Origin of the sequence: Streptomyces sp. ATCC 21386, from assembly GCF_018728545.1 — a bacterium.
In the GTDB taxonomy this organism is placed as follows: Bacteria; Actinomycetota; Actinomycetes; order Streptomycetales; family Streptomycetaceae; genus Streptomyces.
In genome coordinates this window covers 9,122,097-9,148,103 of sequence record NZ_JAAVVL010000001.1, presented here as the reverse complement: position 1 = coordinate 9,148,103, position 26,007 = coordinate 9,122,097, and the positions used below count along the sequence as shown (strand labels likewise).

Annotated in this window: 19 protein-coding genes and 1 pseudogene; 13 read left to right on the top strand and 7 right to left on the bottom strand. The window is 70.7% G+C overall.

The window, feature by feature from the left end; all coding sequences use genetic code 11:
* Window positions 1-106: 106 nt before the first annotated feature.
* Window positions 107-1,348 (bottom strand): NAD(P)/FAD-dependent oxidoreductase, encoded by a 1,242-nt coding sequence (locus GWK25_RS39100; RefSeq protein ID WP_215456242.1) that lies wholly within the window; start codon window positions 1,346-1,348, stop codon window positions 107-109.
* Window positions 1,349-1,541: 193 nt separating this feature from the next.
* Between GWK25_RS39100 and GWK25_RS39095 the strand changes: the two genes are divergently transcribed.
* From GWK25_RS39095 to GWK25_RS39070, 6 genes are all read left to right on the top strand, one after another.
* Window positions 1,542-3,119 (top strand): ATP-binding protein, encoded by a 1,578-nt coding sequence (locus tag GWK25_RS39095; RefSeq protein ID WP_308404432.1) that lies wholly within the window; start codon window positions 1,542-1,544, stop codon window positions 3,117-3,119.
* 295 nt (window positions 3,120-3,414) lie between these two features.
* Entirely contained in the window at window positions 3,415-4,356 is a 942-nt protein-coding gene (locus GWK25_RS39090; protein WP_215456240.1) for a hypothetical protein, read from the top strand.
* An 82-nt stretch (window positions 4,357-4,438) separates the two neighbouring features.
* Window positions 4,439-4,888: a DoxX family protein gene (locus GWK25_RS39085; RefSeq protein WP_215456239.1), complete on the top strand. Its 450-nt coding sequence runs from the start codon at window positions 4,439-4,441 to the stop codon at window positions 4,886-4,888.
* Between the two features lie 55 nt (window positions 4,889-4,943).
* The gene (locus GWK25_RS39080; protein ID WP_215456238.1) at window positions 4,944-5,369 is read left to right on the top strand and encodes an OB-fold domain-containing protein; all 426 of its coding nucleotides are present in this window, start codon (window positions 4,944-4,946) and stop codon (window positions 5,367-5,369) included.
* A 24-nt stretch (window positions 5,370-5,393) separates the two neighbouring features.
* Complete coding sequence (locus tag GWK25_RS39075) at window positions 5,394-6,014, top strand: GNAT family N-acetyltransferase (protein ID WP_215456237.1); 621 nt, start codon at window positions 5,394-5,396, stop codon at window positions 6,012-6,014.
* Window positions 6,015-6,115: 101 nt separating this feature from the next.
* Window positions 6,116-6,895 (top strand): class I SAM-dependent methyltransferase, encoded by a 780-nt coding sequence (locus GWK25_RS39070; protein WP_308404431.1) that lies wholly within the window; start codon window positions 6,116-6,118, stop codon window positions 6,893-6,895.
* A 21-nt stretch (window positions 6,896-6,916) separates the two neighbouring features.
* Here GWK25_RS39070 and GWK25_RS39065 read toward each other — a convergent pair whose 3' ends face one another.
* The 3 genes from GWK25_RS39065 to GWK25_RS39055 form a co-directional block, all read right to left on the bottom strand.
* The gene (locus tag GWK25_RS39065) at window positions 6,917-7,669 is read right to left on the bottom strand and encodes a pyridoxal 5'-phosphate synthase (protein WP_215456235.1); all 753 of its coding nucleotides are present in this window, start codon (window positions 7,667-7,669) and stop codon (window positions 6,917-6,919) included.
* 13 nt (window positions 7,670-7,682) lie between these two features.
* Entirely contained in the window at window positions 7,683-8,108 is a 426-nt protein-coding gene (locus GWK25_RS39060) for a pyridoxamine 5'-phosphate oxidase family protein (RefSeq protein ID WP_215456234.1), read from the bottom strand.
* An 81-nt stretch (window positions 8,109-8,189) separates the two neighbouring features.
* Window positions 8,190-9,356 (bottom strand): acetyl-CoA acetyltransferase, encoded by a 1,167-nt coding sequence (locus GWK25_RS39055; protein ID WP_215456233.1) that lies wholly within the window; start codon window positions 9,354-9,356, stop codon window positions 8,190-8,192.
* 235 nt (window positions 9,357-9,591) lie between these two features.
* Here GWK25_RS39055 and GWK25_RS39050 point away from each other — a divergent pair.
* Together GWK25_RS39050 and GWK25_RS39045 are read left to right on the top strand one after the other, a co-directional pair.
* Window positions 9,592-10,991 (top strand): annotated as a pseudogene (locus GWK25_RS39050) (acyl-CoA dehydrogenase family protein).
* 78 nt (window positions 10,992-11,069) lie between these two features.
* Window positions 11,070-11,582 carry a nitroreductase/quinone reductase family protein gene (locus GWK25_RS39045; protein WP_374200672.1) on the top strand — a complete coding sequence of 171 codons (513 nt, stop codon included), beginning with the start codon at window positions 11,070-11,072 and terminating at the stop codon, window positions 11,580-11,582.
* 133 nt (window positions 11,583-11,715) lie between these two features.
* On the opposite strand, the gene GWK25_RS39040 is transcribed toward GWK25_RS39045, so the two are convergent.
* The gene (locus GWK25_RS39040) at window positions 11,716-12,363 is read right to left on the bottom strand and encodes a TetR family transcriptional regulator (protein ID WP_184892725.1); all 648 of its coding nucleotides are present in this window, start codon (window positions 12,361-12,363) and stop codon (window positions 11,716-11,718) included.
* A gap of 409 nt (window positions 12,364-12,772) precedes the next feature.
* On the opposite strand from GWK25_RS39040, the gene GWK25_RS39035 reads away from it, so the two are divergent.
* From GWK25_RS39035 to GWK25_RS44620, 5 genes are all read left to right on the top strand, one after another.
* Window positions 12,773-13,648 (top strand): VOC family protein, encoded by an 876-nt coding sequence (locus tag GWK25_RS39035; protein ID WP_215456232.1) that lies wholly within the window; start codon window positions 12,773-12,775, stop codon window positions 13,646-13,648.
* Window positions 13,649-13,995: 347 nt separating this feature from the next.
* The gene (locus GWK25_RS39030; RefSeq protein ID WP_215456231.1) at window positions 13,996-16,338 is read left to right on the top strand and encodes a PQQ-binding-like beta-propeller repeat protein; all 2,343 of its coding nucleotides are present in this window, start codon (window positions 13,996-13,998) and stop codon (window positions 16,336-16,338) included.
* Window positions 16,339-16,605: 267 nt separating this feature from the next.
* Window positions 16,606-17,136, top strand: coding sequence for a hypothetical protein (locus GWK25_RS39025; RefSeq protein WP_215456230.1), 531 nt, complete (start codon window positions 16,606-16,608; stop codon window positions 17,134-17,136).
* A 98-nt stretch (window positions 17,137-17,234) separates the two neighbouring features.
* Window positions 17,235-17,546 (top strand): acyltransferase family protein, encoded by a 312-nt coding sequence (locus GWK25_RS44625; protein WP_251829234.1) that lies wholly within the window; start codon window positions 17,235-17,237, stop codon window positions 17,544-17,546.
* A 445-nt stretch (window positions 17,547-17,991) separates the two neighbouring features.
* Window positions 17,992-18,513, top strand: a complete 522-nt coding sequence (locus GWK25_RS44620; protein ID WP_308404430.1) for an acyltransferase family protein — start codon at window positions 17,992-17,994, stop codon at window positions 18,511-18,513.
* A gap of 91 nt (window positions 18,514-18,604) precedes the next feature.
* Here the strand turns inward: GWK25_RS44620 and GWK25_RS39015 are convergent, their stop codons facing one another.
* Window positions 18,605-19,063, bottom strand: coding sequence for a hypothetical protein (locus GWK25_RS39015; protein WP_215456229.1), 459 nt, complete (start codon window positions 19,061-19,063; stop codon window positions 18,605-18,607).
* Window positions 19,053-25,865 (bottom strand): polymorphic toxin-type HINT domain-containing protein, encoded by a 6,813-nt coding sequence (locus tag GWK25_RS39010; RefSeq protein WP_215456228.1) that lies wholly within the window; start codon window positions 25,863-25,865, stop codon window positions 19,053-19,055. The genes GWK25_RS39015 and GWK25_RS39010 overlap by 11 nt, the downstream gene beginning before the upstream one ends.
* Window positions 25,866-26,007: the final 142 nt, after the last annotated feature.

Sequence of the window (26,007 nt, the reverse complement as noted above, 5' to 3'; positions counted from 1 at the left end):
CGTCCGCGAACGACGATCAGGTGATCGGGTCGCCCGCGAACGACGACTCGGTGGCCGGGGGAGCGGGCTCGCCCGACGGTGGTGTGTGTCCATGTGGAGGGGGCCGTCAGCGGGCGGTGCGGATTCGTACGGTGATCGCGTCGAGGGTGGCGACCCCGCCGGCCTTGGTGACCGCCTTGGCGATCTTCTCGGCGTCGAGGGCGAGTTCGCGGAGCATGCCGCTGATGGGGTTGGTGAAGCCGGTGAAGTACAGGCCCGGGGCGTTCCCAGGGGTGTGGGCGCCGTGTACGACGGGCTTGCCGCGCTCGTCGAGCACGTCGAGGTGTCCGACGAGCCCCTCCAGGGCCCGCCGGTAGCCGGTGGCGGCGATCACGGCGTCGGTCTCGACGCGGGTGCCGTCGCCGAGGACGACCTTGCCGTCCTCGAACCCCTCGACAGAGCCGACGATCTCGACCTTCCCCTTGCGTACGGCGTCGATGAGGCCGACGTCCTGTACAGGGACAGCACCCTCGTGGACGCGGGAGTAGAGGCCGGTGTCGGGGCGGGCCAGGCCGTGCGCCGACAGGTCCGGCACGCTGAGCTTCGCCATCGGCTTCGCGAGCCGGTCCACGAGGGCGACCGGCAGCCGCCGTACGAGGACGCCCGTGTACTGGGCCGCCCACCCGGCGGTCGACCGGCGCACGATGTGCGGGGCCGTCCGCACCGCGAGCCGGACGCGCGCCGCCCCGCCCTCGACGAGGTCGACGGCGATCTCGGCGCCGGTGTTGCCGATGCCGACGACGAGGACGTCCCGGCCGGCGTAGGGCTGCGGGTTGCGGTACTCGGCGGCGTGCGCCAGCTCGCCCTGGTACGAGTCCCGGCCGGGCCAGTCGGGGATGTGGGGCGTGTGGTTGTAGCCGGTGGCGACGACGACCGCGCCGCCGGTCAGCTCGCGGCCGCCGGTGGCGTGCAGCAGCCAGCCGGTGCCGTCCGCGCAGCGCTCGACGCGGGAGACCTCGACGCCCGTGACGATCTCCAGCTGGTGCACCTCGGCGTACTTCTCCAGGTACCGCACGACGTCGTCCCGGGAGGTCCACCGGCCGAAGCGGCGCGGCATGGGCAGGCCGGGCAGCGCCGAGAGGCGCCGGGTCGTGTGCAGGTGCAGACGGTCGTAGTGCCGCCGCCAGGACGCCCCGACCTTGTCCGACTTCTCCAGCACGACCGCGCGCACGCCCCGGGCCCGCAGCGCGTACGCGACGGCCAGGCCGCCGGGTCCGCCGCCGATCACATAGACGGGGCGGTCGGCGGGGGCGGGGGTCGCAGGCCCCGCGGACGCGGTGGAGTCGGCGGGTGCAGTGGAGTCGGCCATGTGCCTGAGCGTATTCACGCCTTCACTTGTTGGGTCTCGGTCAAGACCGGAATTGGTTGCGGATTGATCACGGGTGTAGGAGGGTGGGTGGGGTCTGTGGCGTAGTCCGCTCGGAATGTGGGGGGAAGGTGTCGCGGAGCCAAAGGCAGGTCTTAGGAGTATGCTCCTTAGGGGTGTACTCCTAAGGAGCAGCGTGCAGCAAGGACCGCCGGGTAAGCCGTCTCACGTCTTCGACCGGGCCGCGGAGTGGAACGCCCTCACCGCCTTCGCCGGACGCACGCTGCCGCACGCCATGCTCGGGATCGTCAGCGGCAGACGGCGCATGGGCAAGACCTATCTGCTGCGGGCGCTCGTCGAGGAACGGGGCGGGTTCTACTTCGGGGCTACGGCCGGGACCGCGGCGGAGTCCCTGCGTCAGCTCAGCGCCGCGCTCGCTGATTTCGTCGGGTCCCCCGTGCCTTTCTCGTTCGCCGACTGGGACGACGCGGTCTCCTATCTCTTCGGACTCGCCGTGCCCGAGGCGGCGGCCTCTGCCCACCGGGGCGTCCCGGCCGCCGGTCGGCAAGGCGCCGATGCGTCTTCGAGGTCCGATGCGCCTTCGGGTGTGTCTTCGGTGCCCGGCTCGCCGTTCCTCGTGGTCATCGACGAGTTTCCGTACCTGGCGAAGGTCGTCCCGGAGCTGCCGTCGCTCATTCAGCGTGAGATCGACCGTTTTCAGGTCGAGCGGAGCACGATGAGGCTTCTGCTGTGCGGTTCGGCGATGTCCGTGATGGGTGGGCTTCTCGCGAGCACCGCACCCCTGCGCGGCCGGGCGCAACTCGAACTCGTCGTCCGCCCCTTCGGGTACCGGGCGGCAGCCGACTTCTGGGGCGTCGCGGCCGAACCCGCCCTGGCCGCCCGGCTGCACGCCGTCCTCGGGGGGACGCCCGCCTACCGTCGCCAGTTCCTGGCCGACGACGTTCCGGTGAGCCTGGGGGACTTCGACGACTGGATCTGCCGCACGGTCCTGTCGCCGTTCAGTCCCCTCTTCCGGGAAGCGCGCTATCTGCTCGCCGAGGAGGCCGACATCCGTGATACCGCGCTGTACCACTCGGTGCTCGCGGCGGTCGCCCAGGGAAACACGACGCGTGGTGGCATCGCGGGCTACATCGGCCGCAAGTCCGTCGACATCTCGCATCCGCTCAACGTCCTGGAGGACAGCCACCTGCTCGCCCGTGAGGCGGACCTCTTCCGGGCGGGGAAGTCGCAGTACCGGATCGTCGAGCCACTGATCAATTTCTACGAGGCGGTCATGCGCCCTTCCTGGACGCGGCTCGAGAGCGGGCAGGCCGCGGAGGTCTGGGCCGGCTCGGCGGAGCGCTTCGCGGCACAGGTGGCAGGGCCGCACTTCGAGACGATGTGCAGGGAGTACGTGCTCGGTCCGGGGCGGTCCTTGCTGCGTACGTCCCTGGGGGAGGTCGGCGGCGGTGTGGTGAGCGATCCGAAGGCGCGTCGGCAGATCCAGGTCGACGTTGCTGTGGTCGAGCAGGGAACCGGGGGGAGCCGTCCGGCCGTGGCCCTGCTCGGCGAGGCCAAGTGGGGGACCGTCATGGGGATTCCGCATCTGGAGCGGCTGCGTCGGGCCAGGGACCTGCTCGTAGGGCGGGGCATGGACGCGGAGCACTGCCGACTGGTGTGCTTCGGCGCGGTGGGTTTCAGCGACGCGCTGCGAGCGGAGGCGGAGGGGGGAGACGTGTCGCTCGTCGGGCTGGAGGAGTTGTACGAGGCCTGACCGGGAAAACAGGTTCGGGGGCAATGCCCGGATGCTCCGAGTGTGGCGTCCCGGGCTGCCTCATCATGTTCTGTGGCAACCTCCTTTACCGAAAGGCCGGTTCACATTCATGACGCCCACTTCGGACTCGGGATCCGCTGCCCCACCTGGACGCCGACCAGCGACGGGCGATCCTCTCGTGGGTCGCCGGCTACCTCACCGCCGAGGGGGAACGCGAGATCACCCTCCAGCGGTTCGACGAGAAGGTCCGTGATCGGCTGCGCAGCCTGGGCGCCCTCGCCTCAGCCTCTACGCCGTGCATCTGGCCCGCGAGATCGGGGGACCTGAGGCGCTCAGCTTCCTGTCCCGGATTCCCGACGGACACCGCGCAGGCCTGGCGGCCGCCCTCGTCTCTGCCTGGGACCGCTTTCCCGGCGGGGAGTATGCCCGTGACGTGCTCTCCGGACTGGATGTGCGGGAGCTGACGATCTCCGTACCTGGGCAGCTCGCGCAGGCCGGGGTGGTGGGCCGGGTCGAAAGCCTCTCGGTCATCAGAGACGTTCCGGCGGAAGAGGTCGTGACCTTCGTGGACGAGCACGGGGTCCACGACTTGTACATCAGCGAGTCGGCTCTGAAGGGTGACGTCTCGCTGGCCCCCCTCGCCACCGCGCGCGGCTTGTCGACGCTCGGTGTGGGGGTCCCCAGTTCCGTGCTCAGCGTCCTGTTCGACGACGAGCCCCTGCGAGTGCCGTGGAATCAGAAGGCAGACGCCCATTTCAGACTGCCTCCACTGCCGCACGTGGCCGAGATGTCCCTCATCGCCATGCCTGCCGACTGGACGCGAGAAGCGGCCGACCGATGGGAACGCCTCACGCATCTGGGGCTCTTCGGGCCAGCCGTGCGGGGGCTGTCGGCCATCGGAGGCCTCCCGGCCCTGACCCATCTGGTCCTGGAGTCCGATGACCTGCTGGCGATGCCGCCGAATCTCGTGCACCACCAGGTGACCCACCTGCTCGTCTATGTCACCAGAGTGCCGTCGCGCATGCCGTCGGTAGTCGACCTGACGGGGATCCCGGCCGCTTTCCCGTCCTTGACCCACCTCATTCTCCGGGTGCGCGCCGTCGGAACCGCGCCCATCGACGTGACCGGTCTTGAGCGCATGGATGGTCTCTCCGTCCGCGCGGTGGGGGTGTCCCAGGCCGACAAGCGACTGATCGGCGTGGAAGCCTTCCCCAAAGGGCGCATCAGATACGAGTAGCGGCCCCCTTGCGCGTCGGCCCGCCCATCCGCTGAACTGACGTACCGTCAGATTCCCGCGTGGGTGCGGAAGGGCGATGTCCATGGAGACGATCTGGCTCAGCGGTGCCGAATGGGTGGCCGTGCTTCGAATCGGGCTCGGGCTGTGGTGGCTGGAGAGCTGGCGGCACAAGGACAAGAGGGCCTGGTTCCAGGACGGAGCCGGGATCGCGTGGGCGGCGGGGGTCGCGGAGAAGCACCGGTGGGGGGCGGTGCGCGGGGGGTTCGACGTGGTGGTCAGGCCTCGGCAGAAGGCCATGGCCTATGTCGTCGTCTACGCCGAACTCGCCCTCGGACTCGGGCTGATCCTCGGCTTTCTCACGCCGATCGCGCTCGTCGGTGGGCTGGTGCTCAATCTCCTCTATCTCGTGCTGATGATCCACGACTGGGCCGAGCAGGGGCAGAACTCGATGATGGCGCTCATCTCGGTGGTGGCGCTGTTCGGGATGTCATGGCAGACGTGGTCGGTGGACAGCGCGTTGGGGCTGTTCTGAGGCGGGAGGGGAGCCCGGCGGTGAGGGGAGTCTGGTGGTGAGGGGCGGCGAGGGCGTGCGGTTCGATCAGCCGGAGGCCGACGGCCTCAGTCGTACGTACTGGGACGCCGCCGCCGACGGGCGCTTGCTGCTGCGGCGGTGCGGAGCGGCGGGCTGTGGACGCGCCCACCACTACCCGCGCGAGTTCTGTCCGTACTGCTGGAGCGAGGACGTGGGGTGGGAGGAGGCCTCCGGGCGCGCCGTGCTCTACACCTGGTCCGTCGTCCACCGCAACGACCTGCCGCCCTTCGGGGAGCGGACTCCGTACGTCCCCGCCGTGGTCGACCTCGTGGAGGGCCCCCGGATGATGACCGAGGTCGTGGAGGAGACCAGCGAGAAGGCCGGGGCGAAGGCCGGTGGGCTGCGGGTGGGGATGGAGTTGGAGGTGGTGTTCCGGGAAGCGGGGGAGTTCGTGGTGCCCGTATTTCGCGCGCGTCGGTGAGGGGGTACGCGTTTCAATGGGCGGGTGAGCCGTACTGATGAGCGTGTGCCGCCCTGCGATTCGTCCCCCGCGTCTTCCGTCGAGCCGTACGGGCACGGGCTGCGCCTGTGTGCCTGGGACCCCGAGTCCGACGCTGATGTCGAGGCGTGGCTGCGGGGGCGTACCGACCCGGACTTCCGGCGGTGGAACAACCCTCTGGTGTGGGACGCGAGCTTCGAGGGCGCCCGGGAGTCACTGCGGCGGCGCGCCGAGTCCGACGCGGAGGGCACGACCGTGGCCTTCCGGATCACGGACGCGGAGAGCGGCGCGACCCTCGGGCAGGTCGGGCTGAGCGGGATCGACGCGCACATGCGCCGGGCCGTCGTCGGCTACTGGGTGCTGCCCGAGGCCCGTGGCCGCCGGGTCGCCACCCGGGCCCTCGACCTCGCCGCCCGCTGGACGTTCGCCGAACTCGGCATCCACCGGCTCGAACTCGACCACGTCGTCGGCCATACCGCGTCCTGCCGTATCGCCGAGCTGTGCGGGTTCTCGTACGAGGGGCTCATGCGCGGGGCGGCGTTCGCCGAGGAGAGCCGGCAGGAATTCCGGGACGCCCACCTGCACGCCCGACTGGCCACGGACCCGACCCCGGAGGGGATTCGATGAGTTCGGACGACGTAAGCGCAAGCGGCAACGGGAACGGGAGCAAGAGCGGCGACGGGAACGGCAACGGGAACGGGAACGGGAACGGGAACGGGAGTGGCTTCGTGGACGAGTACGAGACTGTCGACGATCCCGACGGCTACTTCGGCGAAGCCGTCGCCGCGCACTACGACGGCCCCTCGGACGACCCCTCCGACGAGGTGTTCGGCGCGGACGCCGTCAATCCTGTCGTGGACCTGATCGCCGACCTCGCGGCCGCGCCGGGAGGGGACGCGCGGGCCCTGGAGTTCGGGATCGGCACCGGGCGGATCGCCCTGCCGCTCGCCCGCCGGGGCGTGCCGGTGCACGGGATCGACCTGTCGCGGGCCATGGTCCGGCGGTTGCAGGCCAAGCCGGGCGGCGACGGCATCGGCGTCACCGTAGGGGACTTCGCCACGACACGGGTCGGCGGTCCCGGGTTCACCGTCGCCTACCTGGTCTTCAACACGATCGGCAATCTGACCACGCAGGACGCGCAGGTGGAGTGCTTCCGCAACGCCGCCGCCCATCTCGTGCCGGGCGGTCACTTCGTCATCGAGGTCGGGGTGCCCGACCTGCGCAGACTGCCGCCGGGACAGAACGCGGTGCCGTTCCGGGTCGGTCCGGGGCGGCTGGGGTTCGACACGTACGACGTGGCGACGCAGGGGATGCGGTCGCACCACGTGACGGTCGTCGACGGGCGGACGGAGTACCGGTCGATCCCGTTCCGGTACGTCTGGCCGGCCGAACTGGACCTCATGGCGCGGCTGGCCGGGATGCGGCTGCGGAACCGGTGGGCGGGGTGGAAGGGGGAGCCCTTCACGAACGACAGCACCAAGCACGTGTCGGTGTGGGAGAAGGTCTGAGGGCCCTGCCCGTCGGCGGCCTCAGGGCCACAGCAGCTCCGTGATCCAACCACCGTCTGCCCGACGGTAGTTGAGCCGTACGTGGCGGCGTCTCGCGTCCCCCTGGAAGAACTCCACCTCGTCCGGCTCCACGACGTACGCCGTCCAGGAGGGCACGGGCACGTCCGGTTCCCGCGCGGCCCGTGCCCAGGCGGCCTCCGACGCGCGCTCCAACTCCTCGTACGAGGACAGGACCTCGCTCTGGTGACCGACGAGGGCGGCGGCCAGCGCACCCGTCGACCGGGCGTGCAGGTCGGCGTGGGCGACCTCGGCGGGCTCGACCGTGACACGGCCCCGCACCCGTACCTGGCGGCCGAGGAGGGGCCAGTAGAAACCGAGGGACGCGTACGGCCGGTGCGCGAGCTGCCGGCCCTTGCGGCTTCCGGCGTGGGAGGCGAAGTGCCAGCCGCGCGCGTCCACGTCGTGCAGCATCACCGTACGGACGTCCGGCCGACCCTCCTCGTCGGCCGTGGCCAGCGACATCGTGTGCGGCTCCACCTCCCCGGCCGCCACGACGTCCCCGAACCAGGTGGTGAAGAGCGCTACCGGCTCGGCGGGGGCCGTGGCCGGGTCGAACAGGGGCAGGGCGCTGACCTGCGGATCCCAGACGCGCAGCCCACGCAGCGCCTCGACGAACGCGGACGGCCGGGACGGGGCGGACGCGGCCTGGGCTCGGGGCTCGGGCCGCTGCAGGGGCCGGGGCTCCGGCTGGGGCCGGGAAGGGGGCTCGATCATGGGTGGGACGGTCTCACACCGTGCCCAGGTCGGACGAGACCCACCGCTCGGGGCGCATGTGAATGACGACCTGGTCGCCGTGGTTGGCGGAGGCGAAGTCCATGTAGCCGTCCACCTTCTCGGGCGGGAGGTAGCGGGCGGAGATCTCCCGGAGGTCGTCGAGCGTGGCGGGGGTCGTGTCGGTGACGGAGCCCTCGACGGAGACGTAGCGGATGGTGGGCTCCAGCCGGTCGATCATCAGGGTGAAGCGCCCGGCGGCCTGGATCAGCCGGTTCTTGCGGGAGTCCCGGCCGGTCATGACCCAGATGTCGCCGCCGGGCTCGTACTGGTACCAGATCGGCACCGTGAGCGGGGCCCGTCCGTCCCCCGCGTCCACCGCCAACGCGGCCACGTGGGCCTCGGCCAGAAACTCCTCGCGCTCCTTGCGGGACAGTGCCATGTCACTTCCTCCGGGATGCCTGGGGCGTTCTCGCTGCCGAGTCACTACAGCACCCCGGCTCCGCCGCCTGTTCCCGGCCGTTCACCCCCGCCCCAGCACCACCGTTCCCGACGAGCAGAACCAGCCACCCGTGCCCGAGGCGACGGCCAGGCCGGGGAGGGCGCCGGTGGGGGTGCGGATCTGATGGGATCCCGCCTCGCCGCGTAGCTGGCGTACGGCCTCCACCAGGAGGAAGAGGCCGCGCATGCCGGGGTGCTGGGCGGAGAGGCCACCGCCGTCGGTGTTGACGGGGAGGTCGCCGGTCAGCGTCAGGCGGTCCTTCTCCACGAAGGCGCCCCCCTCGCCCTTGGCGCAGAACCCGAGGTCCTCCAGGGTCACGAGGGTCATGTACGTGAAGGCGTCGTAGATCTCGGCGAAGTCGATCTCCGCAGGGCGTACTCCGGCGCGTTCGAAGGCCAGGCGTCCGCTGACCGCCGCCGGGGAGACGGTGAAGTCGGGCCACTCGGACATCGTCGTGTGGGAGGTGTACTCGCCGGTGCCGAGGATCCACACGGGTGTCGTCGGCCGGCAGTCCCGCACGTACTCCTCGGCCGCCAGCACGACCGCCGCGCCCCCGTCGGAGCGGATGCAGCAGTGCAGCTTGGTGAAGGGATCGGCGATCGGCGCGGACGACAGCACGTCGTCGACCGTGATCGGGGTGCGGAACATCGCCTCGGGGTTCGCCGCCGCGTTCGCCCTGGCCTGTACGGCCACCGAGGCCAGCTGCTCCAGGGTCGTGCCGTACTCGTGCATGTGGCGGCGCGCGGCCATGGCGTACTTGGCGATCAGGGTGTGCCCGTAGGGGACCTCGTACTGGAGGGGGCCGCGCGCTCCGAAGGAGAGGGTGCCGGTCCGGCGCCCCGCCTTGATGTCCGCGCGGGCCGTGCAGCCGTAGACGAGGAGGACGACGTTCGCGTGCCCGGCGGCGATCGCGTCCGCCGCGTGCGCCGCCATCACCTCCCAGGTCGAGCCCCCGACGGACGTGGAGTCCACCCAGGTGGGCCGCAGGCCCAGATACTCCGCCACCTCCACCGGGGCCAGCGTCCCGAGGCCGGCCGAGGCCAGGCCGTCGATCGCGGTGCGGTCCAGCCCCGCGTCGGCCAGGGCCCGGCGGGCCGCCTGCGCGTGGAGCGCGTACGGGGTCGCGTCGTCCACCCGGCCGCAGTCGGACAGGGCGACGCCGGCGATCGCGACGTTTCGTCGGCTCATGAATCTGACGGTACATCAGATGTGGGGTCGGTGGACCTACGGGAAGTGGACCTGCGGAACCTGTGCGGTGGTTCTGGGTGGTGACTTCGTGTGGTGACTCCGTGCGGTGACTTTGCGAGATGAGCCTGTCCGATGCCCCTGTGCGGCGACCCTGTGCTTCCGTGGGCTTCCGGCCTAATATGACGGACCGTCAGATCCGGAGAACGTGGCTGGGGGAACGGAAGGGGTGCCGTCCATGGATGCCCGCTTCACCGCCGAGCAGGAGGAGATCCGGCGCACGGTAAGGGAGTTGCTGCTCAAGCGCTGTGGTCCGGAGGAGGTCCGGGCCGCCGTGCGGACGCAGGCGGGGTACGACGGCGGGCTGTGGGCCGCCCTCTCCGACCAGCTCGGGCTGCCGGGGCTCGCACTTCCCGAGCCGTACGGCGGCGTCGGCTGCTCGATGACCGAACTCGCCCTGGTGGCAGAGGACATGGGGAGATCGCTGGCCCCGTCCCCCTTGCTGTCCACCTCCGTTCTCGTCGCTCCTCTGGTCCTCGCTCTCGGCAGCGAGCGGCAGCGTGCCGAACTGCTTCCCCTGCTCGCCTCCGGCCGGCTCACCGGCGCCCTCGTGGCAGCGGGTGGCGCCCTCTCCACCGCCCTGGCGCTGACCGGGGACAACAGGGGCGCGTGGTCCGGCGGCGGTCGGGCCGGCGGCGTCCAGGCTCGCCGCGACGGGGACGGGTGGCGGCTCTACGGGGAAGCCGGCCAGGTCCTCGACGGGCACAGCGCGGGGCTGCTGGTCGTCGCCGCGCACGCCGGGGGGTACGCCCGCTCGCGGACGCTGCTGTTCGCGGTACGGGCGGGGAGCGGGGAGGCCGGGGACGGTGTGGGGGTCGGTCCCGGGGACGGTGCCGGGGTCGTACGGGTGCGACAGACCTCCGTCGACGAGACGCGACCGGTGGCCCGGATCGAACTGCGCGATGTGCGAGGTGAGTTGCTGGGGGGCGACGACGCAGTTGACGTGCCGGGCGCCCTGGCTCGGGTCGGGGACGCGGCGGCGGCCGTGCTCGCCGCGGAGGCCGTGGGCGCCGCCGACCGGGTGTTGGAGCGGACGGTCGCGTATGTGATGCAGCGGGAGCAGTTCGGACGGCCGATCGGGTCGTTCCAGGCGGTGAAGCACCGGCTGGCGGAGGTGTACGTAGGGGTACGGGCAGCCCGCTCTGCGGCGTACTACGCGGCCTGGGCGGCTGCGGCCGCCCCTGGAGCGGGTGAGCGGGCGGTGAAAGGGGCGGTGAGCAGGTCGGGGGGCTGGCGCTCGCCCAGGCCCTGGAGGGCCTGCGGGCGGCCGCCGGGGAGGGCATCCAGCTGCACGGCGGGATCGGGTTCACCTGGGAGCACGAGGCACAGCTGTACTTCAAGCGGGCGACCGGGGACGAACTGCTCTTCGGACCGGTGCACCGGCTGCGGGGGTGGGCGGCCGACGTGGCGGGGGTCTTCGCGGGCGGGGGGCAGGGCCGCGAGGAGCGGGACCGCGACGGGCGCGGCCGCGGCGGCTTGCACCGGGAAGGCCGGGACCGGGAAGGCCGGGACCGGGAAGGCCGGGACCAGGAAGGCCGGGACCAGGAAGGCCGGGAACGTGACGGTCAGGGAACGTGACGGTCAGGGTGTCGGTGGACGGGGTCCCGGTGGGCGGGAGCTCGACGGGCGGGGCGTACGCGAGGAGGTGCGGGGCTGATGGCTTCGAGAGGTGCGGCGGGGATGGCCGGGAGGATCAAGGACATGGGCGTACGGCTGGTGCAGAAGGTGTCCTCGGCACCCGCGTTCGCCCGGGTCGCGCCGCACGTCATACCCGCCCTGGACCGGGCGGTGCACCGGGTCACCCGGGGGCGGGTGCTGCTCAGTGCACAGTTGCTGCCCGGGGTCGTGCTGACCGCCACCGGTGCGCGCAGCGGGGTGCCGCGTCGTACGCCGCTGGCCTGTATGCCCGAGGACGGGGGCGGCAGTTGGGTCCTCGTGGGGTCGAACTTCGGTCGCCCCGGTCACCCCGCCTGGAGCGCCAACCTGCTGGCCCACCCCGACGCCGAGATCAACTGGAAGGGGCAGGACATCCCCGTCACCGCGCATCTGCTGGCGGGTGAGGAACGGGCCGCGGTGTGGAAGGAGTTGCTGCGGTTCTGGCCGCCGTACTCGACGTATCAGGCCCGGGTGGACCGGGAGATACGGGTGTTCCGGATCGTGCGCCGCTGAGTGCGGCCGGGCGCTGAGGGCGGCCGAGCGCTGCGGTGCAGGCCCCCTGAACGCGGCAGGCGGCACTCCTCGGGTGAGGGTGCCGTCTGCGTGACAGGAATCGCGTCCGGGGGCCGTGCCCGGGGGCTCCTGCCTACTTCGTGGGCTTCTTGCCGGTGATGCCCAGGTGGACCAAGAGGGCCAGGTTGGGCTTCAGTTCGGCCTGCTTCACGCCCCAGGTCTGGAAGCCCTTCTGGTGGCCGGAGACCGAGGCGAGCATGGCGACGAGGGAACCGGCGAGGGCCGCCGGGTTCACGTCCTTGTCGACGCGGCCCTTGGCCTGGAGCTCGGCGACCGTGTCCGAGAGGGAGTTGGTGACCGAGTTCAGGATCTTCATGCGGATCTTGTAGAAGCGCTTGTCGCCCTCGGCGGCGCCCAGGTCGACCACGCGGAGGATGGCGTCGTTCTTGCGCCAGAACTCCAGGAATCCGTCGACGAGTTCCTGGGCGGTCTGCCAGCCGGCCTTGCCGACCCAGGAGCGGCCTTCGAGGAGACGCGTCAACGTGGCACCCTCGGTGGCCATTTGCTCGGCGATCTCCAGGACGGCGCCCTCGACGTCCGGGAAGTACTGGTAGAAGGTCGCGGGTGAAGTGCCCGCCTTCCGGGCGACATCAATGACTTTGACGTCCCGGTAGGGCGACGAGCTGAGCATCTCGCTGAGGCAGTCGAGCAGCTTCTGCCGGGTCGCCTGCCCTCGTCGGCCGGCCACGCGGCCGTCGACGGTACGCACTTGTCCTGTCATGCCGTCAGCTTACCGAGGGGTGATCGGAGCGCGATTCGGCCGAGTGCAAATGGGGAGTGTGGGCCTCACCAAGGGGTTCGGGGGGTGGGGAGGGGGTGGCTTGGCCATTTTCTTTCGCCCCCGCCGCCCCTACCCGTCCCATCCTCAAGGGGCTGCGCCCCTTTGACCCCCAGCGTCCGTCCGGTGGGGGCTGGTCGCGCAGTTCCCCGCGCCCCTGAAAGGGGCCTGCGGCCCTTTCGGGGGAAAAGCCGGGGCGCAGCCCCGCTTTTCAGGGGCGCGGGGAGCTGCGCGCGCACCCCCCACCACCCTGCGGCCGCCAGCGCACCTCTGCCCCCGAGTTCTCAGGCGCCCCGACGCGAGCGGACGCGCCCGGCGCGCGCGCTGTCACGTGCGCCTTTAGCTTGGGCCTATGGCCGATGAGACCCCGTATGCCGAGGGCGTCCCCTGCTGGGTGGACGCCCAGTTGCCCGATGTGGAAGCGGGCAAGCGGTTCTACGGCGAACTCTTCGGGTGGACCTTCGCGGTGGCGCCCGGGGACGGCGCGCACGAGGTGTGGGCGCACGTCGAGGGCGCCCCCGTCGCCGCCCTCGCGCCCAAACCCGACGGCCGCCTCCCCACCGTGTGGACGGTGCACTTCGCGACCCCGGACGCGCTCGCTCTCACCGCCCGGATCGTCGCGGCCGGCGGTCAGGTGATCACCCCGCCCACCCCGGTCGGCGGACTCGGCACCGCCGCGCTCGCCACGGACCCGGAGAGCGCGGTCTTCGGCCTCTGGCAGGCCGCCGCGCACCCCGGTTTCGGCCGGCGCCACGAGCCCGGCACGTTCGCGTGGGCCGAGCTCTACACCCGCGACACCAAGGCGGCCAACTCCTTCTACGCCCACCTGTTCCACGAGGCCCTCTTCGGCCCGGACGCCACCCCCGACTTCGGCCGCGCCACGCTCACGGACGTCTTCCCGGCGGAGATGCCGCCGCACTTCCTGGTCCACTTCGGCACGGAGGACTGCGAGGCCGCGCTCGGGACCGTCAGCCGGCTCGGGGGCCGGGTGCAGGTGCCGCCGTTCGACACCTCGTACGGAAATGTGGCGGTCGTCACGGACAATCAAGGGGCGTCGTTCGCGCTGCTCCAGCGGAAGCGCGACAACGGCTGGCGGGAGGCCCCGCAGGCGGCGGAGCAGGCCGAACAGCATCCGGACGAACTCCGGCAGCGGGGGGACGACCAGCGCAAGGACGAGACGCGGCCGACCGGGGAACGCGCGGCGAACGGTCCGCAGGACAGGGGCTGACCAGCGGGAAGACCGCTCGGTTGCGCGTTGCGGACAGTGTTGCGGCCGGGTGCTCCCCTGCGGCCGTGGGGGAGTGAAGAAGCCCGTGGGCGGGCAGGCGGACGAGGTTGTGCGCCGGTGGTACATCGCCCGCCGAACAGTCCCACCATCCGGGCTCCCACTTCCCGAGGGGCGGACGACGTGGTTTTGTCCTGAGACACCCCGATCCGCCCCCGGGTTAGCAACCTGCCCCCGGTAGCAGGAAGAATCGGGGTGCGTGCCGCCATGGCGGTGCGGTGGTGAGACGCTGCACGGGGTCGCGCGCACAACGTGGGTGACGCGGTCCGTACGGGGAGGTGGCAGGGCAAGTGGTGGATCAGCTGACGCAGCACGATCCGCGGCGGATCGGGCCGTTCGAAGTGCTGGGACGGCTGGGGGCCGGCGGCATGGGGCTGGTCTATCTGGCGCGCTCGGCGTCGGGCCGGCGCGTGGCGATCAAGACCGTGCGGACCGAGCTCGCGGAGGACCAGCTCTTCCGCGTCCGGTTCACGCGTGAGGTCGAGGCGGCCCGCGCGGTGTCCGGTTTCTACACGGCTGCCGTGGTCGACGCCGACCCGCGTGCCGCCGTGCCGTGGCTGGCGACCGCGTACGTCCCCGCGCCCTCGCTCGAGGAGATAGTGAACGACTGCGGGCCCATGCCGGTCCAGGCCGTCCGCTGGCTCGCCGCGGGCGTGGCCGAAGCCCTCCAGTCCATCCACGGCGCCGGACTCGTCCACCGTGACCTGAAGCCCTCCAACGTGCTCGTCGTCGAGGACGGGCCGCGCGTGATCGACTTCGGCATCGCCTCCGGCGTATCGAACACACGTCTGACGATGACGAACGTCGCCGTCGGTACACCGGCGTACATGTCGCCCGAGCAGGCGAAGGACTCCCGGAGCGTGACCGGCGCGAGCGACGTCTTCTCGCTCGGCTCGATGCTCGTCTTCGCCGCCACCGGGCACGCGCCGTTCCACGGCGCCAACCCCGTCGAGACCGTGTTCATGCTGCTGCGGGAGGGGCCGGACCTCTCCGGGCTCCCGGACGATCTGCGCCCCCTCATCGAGTCCTGTATGCAGATGGACCCGACCGCGCGCCCCAACCCCGCCGACCTCCAGGCGCAGCTCGCGCCCCACCTCTTCGGCTCCGGCTCGGACGACAGCGGTACGGCGTCGGCGTGGCTGCCCGAGAAGGCGGTCAGCCTGATCGAGACCCGCCGGGGCGGACGCCCCGCGGCCAAGCCCCAGCAGGCCTCCGGCGGCCGCAGCGGCGGCGGGGCGCGCCCCGCGCCCGTACCGCCGCCCCCGCCCTCGTACGACCCCGCGCCCGTCGGGCTCGGCGCCCCCGACACCGGGCCGGTGCGGCTCGCCGGCGGTCAGGTGCCCATCGGGCCCGGTCCGCGCGTCGCCGACGCCCGCGCCGCCGCGGTGAAGGCGCCCCCTCCCGAGGCCGGTCTCGCCGCGTCCTGGTCCCGGCCGCGCGCCGGAGTGAACGGCGCCGACCCCGCGCCCGCCGTGGCCCCGCCCGCCCCGGAACCGGCCGCCTCCGGCTGGCGCCCCTGGCGTTTCCGCATGTCGAACGACGTCTGGGGCACCCCGTCCGTCGCCGGGGACCTCGTCTACGTCACCTCCTTCGAGGTGCACGCCCTGGACGTGGCCACAGGCCGGCGTCGCTTCAAGACCCGGGACGTCGCCTGGTCGATGGCGGTCGCGGACGGCCGTATCCACGCCTCGGACGGCCCGACCCTCTTCGCGCTCGACGCCCGCGAGGGCGCAGACCTCTGGCGGCTGTCCACGGAAGCCTGGGTGTACTCGCTGAAGGCCGACCGGGGCACGGTGGTCACCGCCACCCGGGGCGGCGGCGTCCAGGGCTGGGAGGCGTCCAACGGGCAGAAGCTGTGGGAGCTCACCGGCGCGCAGACCGACTTCGAGACCCCGGAGGCCGGGCCGGTCGTCCAGGACGGCACGGTGTACGTCTGGAAGGACGCCCGGCTGCGCGCGCTGGAGGCCCGTACGGGCGAGGAGCGCTGGTCGTACCCGATCGGCGACGCGGCCTCCTGCGGCGGCGTCCCGGTGCGGCTGACACCGGCCTCCGACGGCTACGTCTACATCGCCGCCGGCAGCCGCGTCCTCGCCGTCGACATCGCCGGCGGCCACGTCCGCTGGCACTTCGAGGCCCCGGCGGTGTTCCTGTCCGCCCCCACGTTCGCGCCGGGTCCCGCCGTCACGGGCGGCGGCGTCTACCTCGCCGACTACCTCGGCACGGTCTACGCCCTCGACGCGACCGACGGCCGTGACCGCTGGCGCATCGCGACGGAGTCCCGCTCCTCGCTGGAGCCGGTGCTGGTGGCCGCCGGGCACATCCACGTCGGCAGCGGCAAGGGCCTCTACACCCTGGACGCGGTCACGGGCACGCCCAAGTGGCGCTTCCAGGCGGGCGGCGAGATCGTCGGCGCCCCGTCGGTGGCGGAGGGCCGCATCCACTTCGGCTCCACCGACCACCTCCTCTACACGCTGAAGGCCGACGACGGCCGGCTGCGGTGGAAGCTCGCCACGGGCGGGGAGATCACCGGATCGCCGGTCGTCAAGGACGGCGTCGTCTACGCCTGCAGCAAGGACCGGTGCGTGTACGCGCTGGACGCGGAGAAGGGCACGGGGACGGCGCGCACGAGCTGAGTGCCGTACGAGGGAGCCGGGGCCGCGCCCCGACTCCCTCGCGCACGTCCCTCTGCGGCCGCCACCCCCTCAAGTGCGCCTCGGCGTAAGCCCGTACGGGTATCCGTCCGCGCCCGCAGGGAGGAGCGGGCCCTGTGCGCTGCCCGCAACCGCTTGCTCCCGGTCTGTGGCCGAATCGCTGCTATGGTGTCGTGCACCTGCCAGCAATGTGCCGGCGTTTCGCCATTTCGGCGCTCATTTCGCAACGTTTCAACGGGGGTTGAACACGTGAAGTCCCGCCACGTCCGTGCCGTCGCCGTCTTCGGTATCACCGTCCTCGCCCTCACCGGAGCCCGTGGCTCCGGCGGTGGAGGCTGCTCGGGCGGCTCGTCCTCCTCGTCCAGCTCCAGCGGTGGATCCGACAGCGGCTCCTCGTCCAGCTCCAGCGGTGGATCCGACAGCGGCTCCTCGTCCACCTCGGGTGGCAGCACCACCGTGGGGACGGGCGGCTCGTCCAGCTCCCAGCGCGGTGCCGCGAGGGACCTGAAGATCGAGACCTGCACCTACGACAACGGCCTCGTCTCCCGCGTCCGCGCCACCAACACCTCGACCACCACCGACTACTCCTACGAGTTCGACCTCGAGTTCACGGACGCGAGCGGCACCGTGCTGCACACGGCCGAGGACAACCGCATCGCCTCGGTGCCTGCGGGCGAGTCCGTCACCATCGACGTGAAGGCCCCGGCCGGCACGGTCGACGACGGCGGCGCGAGCGGCGGCAGCTGCAAGCTGGCCGACCTGGAGCGTTCCTCCTTCTGAGCCGGCCAACGGGACCGGTGGCTGAGCGCGGACCACGTGCGGCCTGGGTGCGGACCGCACAACTGAACACCGGAGAAGAACTGCATATGAGAGCGGGCATGAAGTCCTCACTCGCCGCGACGCCTCGGACGGCCAAGTCCGGTGCGTCGCGGCTCGGCTGGCTGGACGCCTTGCGCGGCATCGCCGCGCTCGTCGTGGTGTTCGACCACTCGTCGTACTCCTTCATGGCGGAGTTCCGACGGGAGCTGATGCCGGAGTTCAACACCAGCCGTTACGGCATCATGGTGTTCTTCCTGGTCAGCGGCTACATCATCCCAGCGTCGCTGGAACGCCGGGGCTGTGTGAGGACGTCTGGACCGGCCGCCTCTTCCGTATCTACCCGCTGTGCGCGGCCGTCGTCGCCGGTCTGATCGCGGCCGACCACCTGGGCGTGGCGGAGATCCGGGAGTTTGGCGGCCAGAGCCTCGCCTCGGTGGCCCTGGCCCATCTCACCCTGTTCCAGGAGCTGTTGGGTACCCCCAACCTGCTGCTCGTCCTGTGGACGCTCTCCTACGAGATGGCCTTCTATCTGCTGGTAGTCGGACTCTTCACGGTCCGTCAGCACCGGCGGTCCGGCGCGGTCGCCGTCACCCTGGCAGGGCTCGCAACGCTGAGTGTGGCGGCCGGGTTCGTTCTGCCGGCGTCGGCCCTCTCCGAGGAGCTGGGCACCGGCCGGCTCCTCGGCCTCGCGGCGGCCGTGATGGCCGTCGCCATCTGCTGCGCGAGCACCGGATCGGCCGCGCTGCGGGTGTTCGGGGGTGTGCTGGGCTGGGTCCTCGCGCTGGCCCTGGTCGCCTTCAACGGCACCGTCCCGGTGTGGGAGGGGCTGGTGATCCTCGCCGTGATGTTCCTCGGTACGGCGGTGTACCGGGCGACACCGGGCAGAGCAGCTGGACCTGGGCGGGGTGCGCGGCGGCCCTGGTGGTGGCCTGCGCGGTCGGGAGCGCGTACGTCGACGGCGACGGGGGCCACTTCACCCGGCGCGCCTGGATCGTCTCCTTCCTGCTGGCCGTGGTCACCTTCGGCATCGGGCTGGCGCTGCGCCGCCGGCGGATCCCACGTCTGCTCACGTTCCTGGGCACGATCAGCTACTCGGTCTACCTCGTGCATCCGCTGCTGCTGGCGGTGAGCGACGGCACGATCGGCCGCCGCCCCCACGACGACCTGGCCCTCGAAGTGGCTTTCTACGCCATGCTGTTGCCGGTGTGCGTCCTGACTTACTACTGCGTCGAGGCACCGGCCCAGAAGTGGGGCCGGCGGTTCACCCGCCGACAGGTCCGGGAACGGCCTGTGTCCGGGGTGACATCGGAGCGGGTGGACAGCGCGGCCAGTGGGTGATCGATCTCCGGTCCTGACCCCGAAGGGCCTGCCGGAAGCCTCTCCGTCAGACCCTTCTGCGTCGTCGCGGTGCGATCAACGATCCCGTTTCCTAGAGTGAGCCTTCGGGATATCCATAGTGTGGGCCACCCCGGGTGAAGACTCGCCAGGCTTCCACGGCGCCGGAACAGTCAGGAAATGCCTCGATCCGGAAAGCAGGTCTCCACGTGACGGCGAGATGCCCGCCGGCACCGAATGCCACGTCTGTCACCGTCGGTCGAAGCTGGTCGATGATCCCGTTCAACTTCGCGGCTCGCGCATCGTAGATCGTCTCGAAGTGGTCGAACGCGTCCGGTCCGGCCCCGCGTTGCGGGTATCTCATGTCGCGAGACCCCAGTATGACCTTCCCTTCCTGCAGAATTCGGAAAGGGCACTGAATGTGGGCCCTGAGCTCCTCACCCTGAAGGCCGGTGAACTCAACCGTGCACAGGTCTGCAGCCCTGCCGACAGAGCGAACCGTCGCACCCTGAAGGAGCCCACGAACCCTGGCCGTCTGGTCGTCAGCAGCCACCGAACATCCCCTTGGCCTCTTCCACGATCCGGTGATAGCCGTACCCCTGCCCAGTAATTCTTTCGTGCAGGGCACGACGCTCGGCGGGTGTTATCTCCCGACCGATACCTCGCTCGGCCTCCTGCAGCGCGTCCTTGAATTCCCTGTTCTCTGCCTGGTTTCCACGCGGGGCGTGGTAACCGTCGTCATCGAGATCACCCGGGTCCCAGCCGTTCTTGAGATCCTCGAGTCCCTTCTCCCAGTCGAACCCGCCGTCATTGTGCACGAGAACAGCCGTGGGTCCCGCCAGCACATGGTACGTGTGGAAGTCGGCCACGGTGAGGTTGTGCACGGTGGCAGGCTGGGTCCAGCGACGGACCTCGGTGATGCGGACCAGGGACCCAGTGGACGTGCGGAGCTGTTCGCCCGCGGTCAGGTCGGTGGCGTCGGTCCACGCGCCGAGCGCCGGGACCCAGAACGGGTGGCCCGCTGTCGCGGTCATCGTGGCGGTCTGCTTCCGGCCGTCGACCTCGATGGCAAGGGTGATCCTGACCAGATTCTTCCGGCCCTCGCCGAGAATCTCGGCAGTGACCGTCTTGACCTCGGTGCGGCCAGTCCTCGGGTCCCTCGCGAGGACCTTGTCCCCGGTCTTCACGTCCTCGATGGACTTGGCAGTGCCGTCGGCCATGAGGACCTGGGTGCCCGGTACGAAGCTGTTGCAGGACGTCGCACCCCGGCGCCCCATGCCGGCCGCGCCGACCAGGTAGCCCAGCAGGGCCGTGGTGACGGCCTCCTTGATGACGTTGCCCCGGGCGACGGCCGCGGCCTTCTCGTTGCATTCGTCGGCGTTGTAGACGCAGTAGGTCGCCGCGATCTCCTTGGCGGTCTCGACGTCGGCGACCTCACCTCGTTTGTCCATGCCCAGCAAGTAGAGGTACGCCTGGCGGCAGCCCTCCCGGCCGAAGCACGCCTGACCCTTCTCAGCGCTCTCGTAGACCGGGTTGTCCCAGAAGTCGTTCGAGAACTCCCCGATCATGCTTCTGGAGAAGTAGTCCCCCAGTCTGTCGAGGTCGTTCGTCACCGGCGTGTTCGACGACACCCAGTACTTCTTCGCCGCCTGGGAGCGCTTGTAGATGTTGCCGCGGCGGTAGTCGGTCGTGCCCGACTTCGCGTTGTAGCCGACTTCTTTCTGGGTCTTCTTGCTGCAGTTCGCGAGGGAGTACTGGCAGGAGTTGGGCTTGGACCCGATCTCCGTGCCCGCCGGGTCGGAATGGGTCAGCGGGTTGTTGTTTGCGTAGGTGTAGCCGTGCATCTGCTGCGGGTCGGTAGCCGTGAAGACCGGGTCGACCGACAGGAAGCGGCCCAGGGTGGGGTCGTACTCGCGTGCGCCCAGGTGCGTGAGGCCGGTGGCCTTGTCGATGGTGCCGCCGACGAAGCCCTTGGTGCCCGCCCAGGAGGTCGGCTCGGCGCCGCGCGGCCCGCCGAACGGCAGGGTGCGGCGCTGGGTCAGGGCCTGGGTGGTGGCGTCCACGGACAGCTGGGCGGTGCCGTGGTGGTCGGCCAGGGTGAAGGAGATCTTCCCGTCGTTGCCCTGGACGGCCATGTGGCCGCCGCCCACGTCGATGTAGCGGGTGCCCTTGGGAGCCGTGGACCCCTTGGCCAGGGTGATCTCCGTGGGACCGAGATACAGCGTCGTCTCGGTCGGGGTCCGGCCGATCAGGCGGTTGCCCTGCGTGTCGTACAGGTACTCGGTGACCTTGTCGCTGCCGCCCTCCACGGGCTCGGTGACCTTGGTCAGATGACCCTCGGTGTCCCAGCCCAGGGTCTGGGAGGTGCCGTCGCTCAACAGTCGGGTGCGCGTGTTGCCGACGTCGTCGTAGGTGAAGCTGTCGCGGGACTTGACGGTCCCGACGGTGTTGTCCACCGAGGTCAGCGAGTGCGGGCGCACGGCACCCGGGTCCGGGTAGTGGTACTCCCGCTCCGTGTCGGAGCCGCCCGACGTAGTCGCGTGCTGGGTCTCGGTGAGCCGGTTGCCGACCTTGTCGTAGGTGTAGGACGTCCAGTACGGGGCCGGTCCGCCCACCGCGCCCGTGGTGGGCGTGGCGACGCAGCCGGTGGTTGACTGGGCCCAGGCCTCCTTCACCCGCCCGAGGTGGTCGTAGCTGAAGCACTGGTTGTCGGTGCCGGAGCGGGAGGTGTCGGAGACGGACAGGACGTTGCCCGCCTCGTCGTAGGTGTAGGTGTTGAGCTGGTCGACACCCGCGATGTCCTGGCGGTCCACCCGTGAGGTGGCCAGCCGCTGGGTGCCGAACTCGTAGGTGTTGGTCTCGTACGTCGCCTTCCCGCCGTTCGCGGCCATGGAGTACTGCAGCGGTTTGCCGGTGAGGCTGTAGCGGGTGCTCGCGGTCAGGTTCAGCGGGCCGCTGACCCCGACGGGCCGCAGCGTGCCGTTCTCGTAGGTGTACGTGACCGTGTTGGCGGCCAGGTCACCGGCCTTGGGATAGCCGACGCCCTGGACCTTTCCCGAGTCGTTGTAGGTGGTCGCCGAGAGGTAGGTGCCCTGGAGGGCGCCCTCGGAGGACGGGACGGTGACGGAGGTGCGCAGCGGGCGGTAGAGCCGGTCGTAGGCGACGATGCTCGACTTGTACTCCTGGCCGCCGCTGAAGCGGGAGCTGGAGGCGAGGTGGCCCTTGGCGCCGCTGATGGTGTCGTAGACCCACTTGGCGCGCAGCGTCCCGGACGAGGAGTTGTCCCGCATCTCGGTCTTGCGGCCCAGGCCGTCGTAGACGTAGGCCAGGACACCCTTGGCGTTCCTGGAGAGGGTCAGCAAAGACCTGTCGTCGTACTCCAGGCGACCGGCGCCCTTGTCCGGGTCCGTGGTGTCGGTGAGCCGGCCCATGAGGTCGTACGTCCACGTCCAGGAGTTGCCCGCCGGGTCGGTGACCTTGGTCAGCTCACCGCGCGGCGAGTAGTCGTACGACGTGGTGTCGTAGGCGGCGTCGGCGGAACGGGAGTGCAGCAGGCGCAGTTCGGTGGTGCGGCCGCGGGCGTCGGTGACGGCGGTCTGGGCGGTGCCGCCGACCGGCGGGATGACCGTGGTGCGGTCGCCGCCGTAGAGGGTCTTGGTGACGCCAAGGACCTTTCCACCGTCACCGTTGCCGGCGATCGCCTTCAGCTCGGTCACCCGGCCGAGGCCGTCGTAGGTGTACCGGTTCTGGGTCTCCACGCTCAGCGCGTCGGCGGGCTTGAAGAGCGTCGTCGACGGCGCGGCGGTGGTGTAGTAGGTGGCGAACTCCTTCGCTGTCAGGCCGCGTTCGTCGTAGAAGGTGTCGGCCAGCAGTGTTCCGCCGTCCGGGCCGGGAGCCTGCGTCTGGCGGGGGCGGAGGAAGCCGTCGAACAGGGCGTACGAGGTGTCCTGCGCACCCGAGTTGCCGATGGTCTTCGTGCCCACCGCGACCGGCTTGCCGTCGGTGATGGTGTAGGTGAACTCCTTGCTGGGGGTCTGGCCCGTCGTCCGGTCCGGCGCCCACACCTTCGTGACGCGGCCCAGCGCGTCGTACGCGTAGGTGGTGACCTTGCTGTTGGTGTCGGTCTCGGTGAGCGGCAGCCCGCGCAGCGCCTCGTAGGTGGTGGTCGAGGTCTGGGCTGTGGTGCTATCGCCCGCGGTGGCAGGTGGGGTGGTCACCTTGCTGCTCGTCGCGAAGCCCGTGGCCGGCGTGTACGCGGTGGTGATGGTCCGTCCGCCGCTGCGGGCCGTCCTGGTGAGCACGTCGGAGGAGGTGACGGTGACGTCGGCGGTCAGGTCGGTGGTGGTCAGCGCCCGGCCATAGCCGTCGAAGGTGGAGCTGGACTCCAGGTAGACCGCGGTGGTGCCGTTGTACGTCTTGAGCTTCGCCGTCCTGGTGGCGTCGCCCTTGGTCGCCGCGGCGCCGTAGGCCCCGCCGTCGTAGGCGGTGCGGACGTCGGAGATGACGTCGGCCGGCCGGCTGGTGGTGGCGTCGCACGCCTTGGCGACCGTCTCGACTCGTGCCGGGGTGGCCAGGGGGACGCTGCCGGTGACATAGGTGGTGCGGGTGCACTGGTTGTCGGCGGCGGTCGTCGTGTCGCCCAGGTCCTCGCTCTGCACGACCAGGCCGGTGGCGGGGTCATGGGTCTCGGAACCCGAGGTGGTCCGCCACTTGGTGCCCGCGCCGTCGTCCAGTGAGGTCCACGACTTGGTGGAGGCGGTTCCGGTGAAGTTGGCGGTGACGGTGCCCCAGTCGCGGACCTTCTTCGCGGTCTCCTTGTACCAGGGTCGGCTCACCGACTTCTCGAGGACCTTGCCGCCCGGCCCGGAGTAGGTGACGGTTTTGTAGGCGAAGCCAGCCTGTGACTCATGGTCGGTGAGCGGGTCGCCCTCGCCGTCGCCCAGGGTGACGCTGACGGACTTGGTGCCGCCGGAGGGATCCTTGCGGTCGCCGTCCATGCCGCGCAGGAAGTACGAGTCCTGCTGCGTCTTCATGGCCGAGGCGCCGCCCTGGCCACCGGTGCGCACCCGTACGTGGCCGTAACCGCGCCACTGCGACCAGGTCCGCAGCTTGGCCTTGGACATGCCGTCGTCATCGTCGTAGTGCCAGGCCGCGCCGTCCAGGTAGTCGTACATGGTGACCTGGTCGGGCGAGCCGCCCGTGCGGTCGGTCGAGGTGACCGTGTCGACGACGTACTTGTTGAACCACTGCAGCTCGGGGTCGTCGCTCGAACTGCCGCCGATGTACTGCGGGAAGCAGCGGGTGGTGTTGGTCTGCGGGGTGGGCAGCGCATCGAAGTCGCAAGTCGGCGCTGAGTAGTTGACGTCGATCTGGCCGCCCGAGTCGTCGGCGATCGTGGACAGCCGGGACTTGATGTACGGGGCGTAACCGTCGCCGGTCCTGTCGAGCCGGTTGGCGAGCTGGGTGTAGGCGAACGTGGTCTTCGGCAATGTGATCGAGGCCGTGCCGCCATGGCCGGTGCGCTGGACGGAGTCGAGCAGCAGCTGGTAGTCGGTGTCGGCCATGCCCCAGCGGTGGGTCAGCTTCCAGGAGTCGACGTTGTCGTACCCGCTGCCGTCGTAGACCTGGGTGGCGACCTCGGTGAGCCGCTTGCGGGTGAAGAACGCCGGGGAGTAGCGGCCCTCGTCGCAGTCGGTGCCCGCCTCGCAGTTCAGGTCCCAGGGAGTGTCGTACCAGTACTGCGAGTCCGTGGAGATGGACGAGCAGGTGGTGGAGCTGTCGGCGATGCACCGCTCACTGCTGGTGAGGTCGACCTTGGCCAGTGCCTTCGCCGAGTACACGGCGGTGGACTTCAGCCCGTACTCGACGCGGTCCAGGGTGCCGCCGCGTACGTACGGGGTGTCATCGGCGGCCTTCAGGTTGCGGCCGTAGGAGTTGGTCTCCTTGTCGTAGTAGTACGCGACCGCGTTGCCGCGCCGGTCCACCACGTAGTCGAGGTTCCAGCGCCAGCCCTGCTGGCACCAGGACGCGGCGAACGTGGAGGCGTTGCAGGGCTCGTCGGTGTTGTTGCCGAAGACCGGCACCGTCCAGGTCGAGTCCGTGGTCTCGTTGCCGCTGGCCCAGCCGGGCAGCCGGTTGTAACCGAAGTAGTACCGCGTGCCGTCAGGGGTGGTGACCCGCCAGTACTCGTCGTTGCGGGCGCCGTTGGAGCGCACGTTGGCGCTGGAGCCGTAGATCCGGTCGATCTTGGTGCCGTCGTCGTTCTGCAGCTTCCAGGAGTTGGTGCCGTCGGGCACCAACTCCCCGCCGGAGCCGTTCAGTGACAGGGTGGCGTTGTCGTACGCCCAGCACAGGTCGCCCGGCTCATTGCCGTCGGCGTTCTTGGCCCCGTCCTTCTCGCAGCTCTTGTAGCTGCGCTCGATGAAACCGGGCGCCAGATCGAAGCCGTCACCGACCCAGGATGCCTGGTTGTTGCTGTTACCCGTCCGTCCGTCGACACCGCCGGAGGAGTACGACAGCCCGACCTGCGGTGTCAGCCCGCCGGGCACCTTGGGCAGCGCCATGTCGTACGACCAGGCGAACGAGCCGCTGCTCAGGTCCGTGTTCCAGGTCGACGAGGCCGACAGGGACGTGGCCTTGTAGTCGCCCTTGTCGCTGCTCGCCGACGCGGTCGCCGCCAGGACGGTGGCCGAGCCGGCGCTGAGGGCGACCGACTTCGTTGTCAGCGTCTGCTTGTCGGTGTTGTTGACGGTCTCCAGCGGGCGCGTGGTGCGGCACTTCGCCTTCTGCGGTGTGGTGAGGGCGCAGGCGGGCAGCTGGACGAGGGTGAGGCGGGAGGCGTAGCCGCCGCCGTACAGGCCGGCGAAGGAGGAGTAGTCGAGTGCGGCGCGGACCGTGCCGACGCGCTGCTTGGTCTTCTGGCTGGGTGTCAGGGTGAAGACGGGGCCGTCGACGCCAGTCCTGCGCGCTGCCTTCTGGGACAGGGCGCCCACGGTGTAGGCGCCGGTGGCTGCGGCGGAGGACTTCTTGACCTTGGTGTCCAGGGTCAGGGGGAGCCCTTTGACCCTGGTGGCGCCCTTGTCCAGGGCGACGGTGGTGGCGGTGGCCTTGGGCCAGGTGGTGGCCGGGGCCTTGGCGGGGGTGCGGGGGCCCTTGGCGACCGTGCGGGGCACCGTTTTGCCCGCCGGGCCGCCCTTGACCGGGGACTCGGCCTTCGGCAGCGCTGGCTTGTGCCAGGCCTGGGCTACGGCAGGTGCGCCGGACGCCTGTATCAGGGTGCCGGTCAGCACGGTGGCGGAGGCGAGTGCCACCCACCGCCACGGCCTACCTGTTCTCCGGCGGGGTCTGGTCTTCATTCGCTTCTGTTTCTCCCGTTGATTACTTGCTTCGAGGTGCCGAACTCGCGGCCCTTCTCCACTTGCGCGGTCACCAGCTCGTCCGGAATGACGGCGACCTTCTGCCGATCCGGTCCCTCGGCCCGAGTACTCCGCGGCCAGC

Coding starts and splice junctions, on each gene's coding strand:
- GWK25_RS39100 (WP_215456242.1), bottom strand. CDS start 1,348: ATGGCCGACTCCACTGCACCCGCCGACTCCACCGCGTCCGCGGGGCCT.
- GWK25_RS39085 (WP_215456239.1), top strand. CDS start 4,439: ATGGAGACGATCTGGCTCAGCGGTGCCGAATGGGTGGCCGTGCTTCGA.
- GWK25_RS39065 (WP_215456235.1), bottom strand. CDS start 7,669: ATGATCGAGCCCCCTTCCCGGCCCCAGCCGGAGCCCCGGCCCCTGCAG.
- GWK25_RS39060 (WP_215456234.1), bottom strand. CDS start 8,108: ATGGCACTGTCCCGCAAGGAGCGCGAGGAGTTTCTGGCCGAGGCCCAC.
- GWK25_RS39055 (WP_215456233.1), bottom strand. CDS start 9,356: ATGAGCCGACGAAACGTCGCGATCGCCGGCGTCGCCCTGTCCGACTGC.
- GWK25_RS39045 (WP_374200672.1), top strand. CDS start 11,070: ATGGCTTCGAGAGGTGCGGCGGGGATGGCCGGGAGGATCAAGGACATG.
- GWK25_RS39040 (WP_184892725.1), bottom strand. CDS start 12,363: ATGACAGGACAAGTGCGTACCGTCGACGGCCGCGTGGCCGGCCGACGA.
- GWK25_RS39035 (WP_215456232.1), top strand. CDS start 12,773: ATGGCCGATGAGACCCCGTATGCCGAGGGCGTCCCCTGCTGGGTGGAC.
- GWK25_RS44625 (WP_251829234.1), top strand. CDS start 17,235: ATGAAGTCCTCACTCGCCGCGACGCCTCGGACGGCCAAGTCCGGTGCG.
- GWK25_RS39010 (WP_215456228.1), bottom strand. CDS start 25,865: ATGAAGACCAGACCCCGCCGGAGAACAGGTAGGCCGTGGCGGTGGGTG.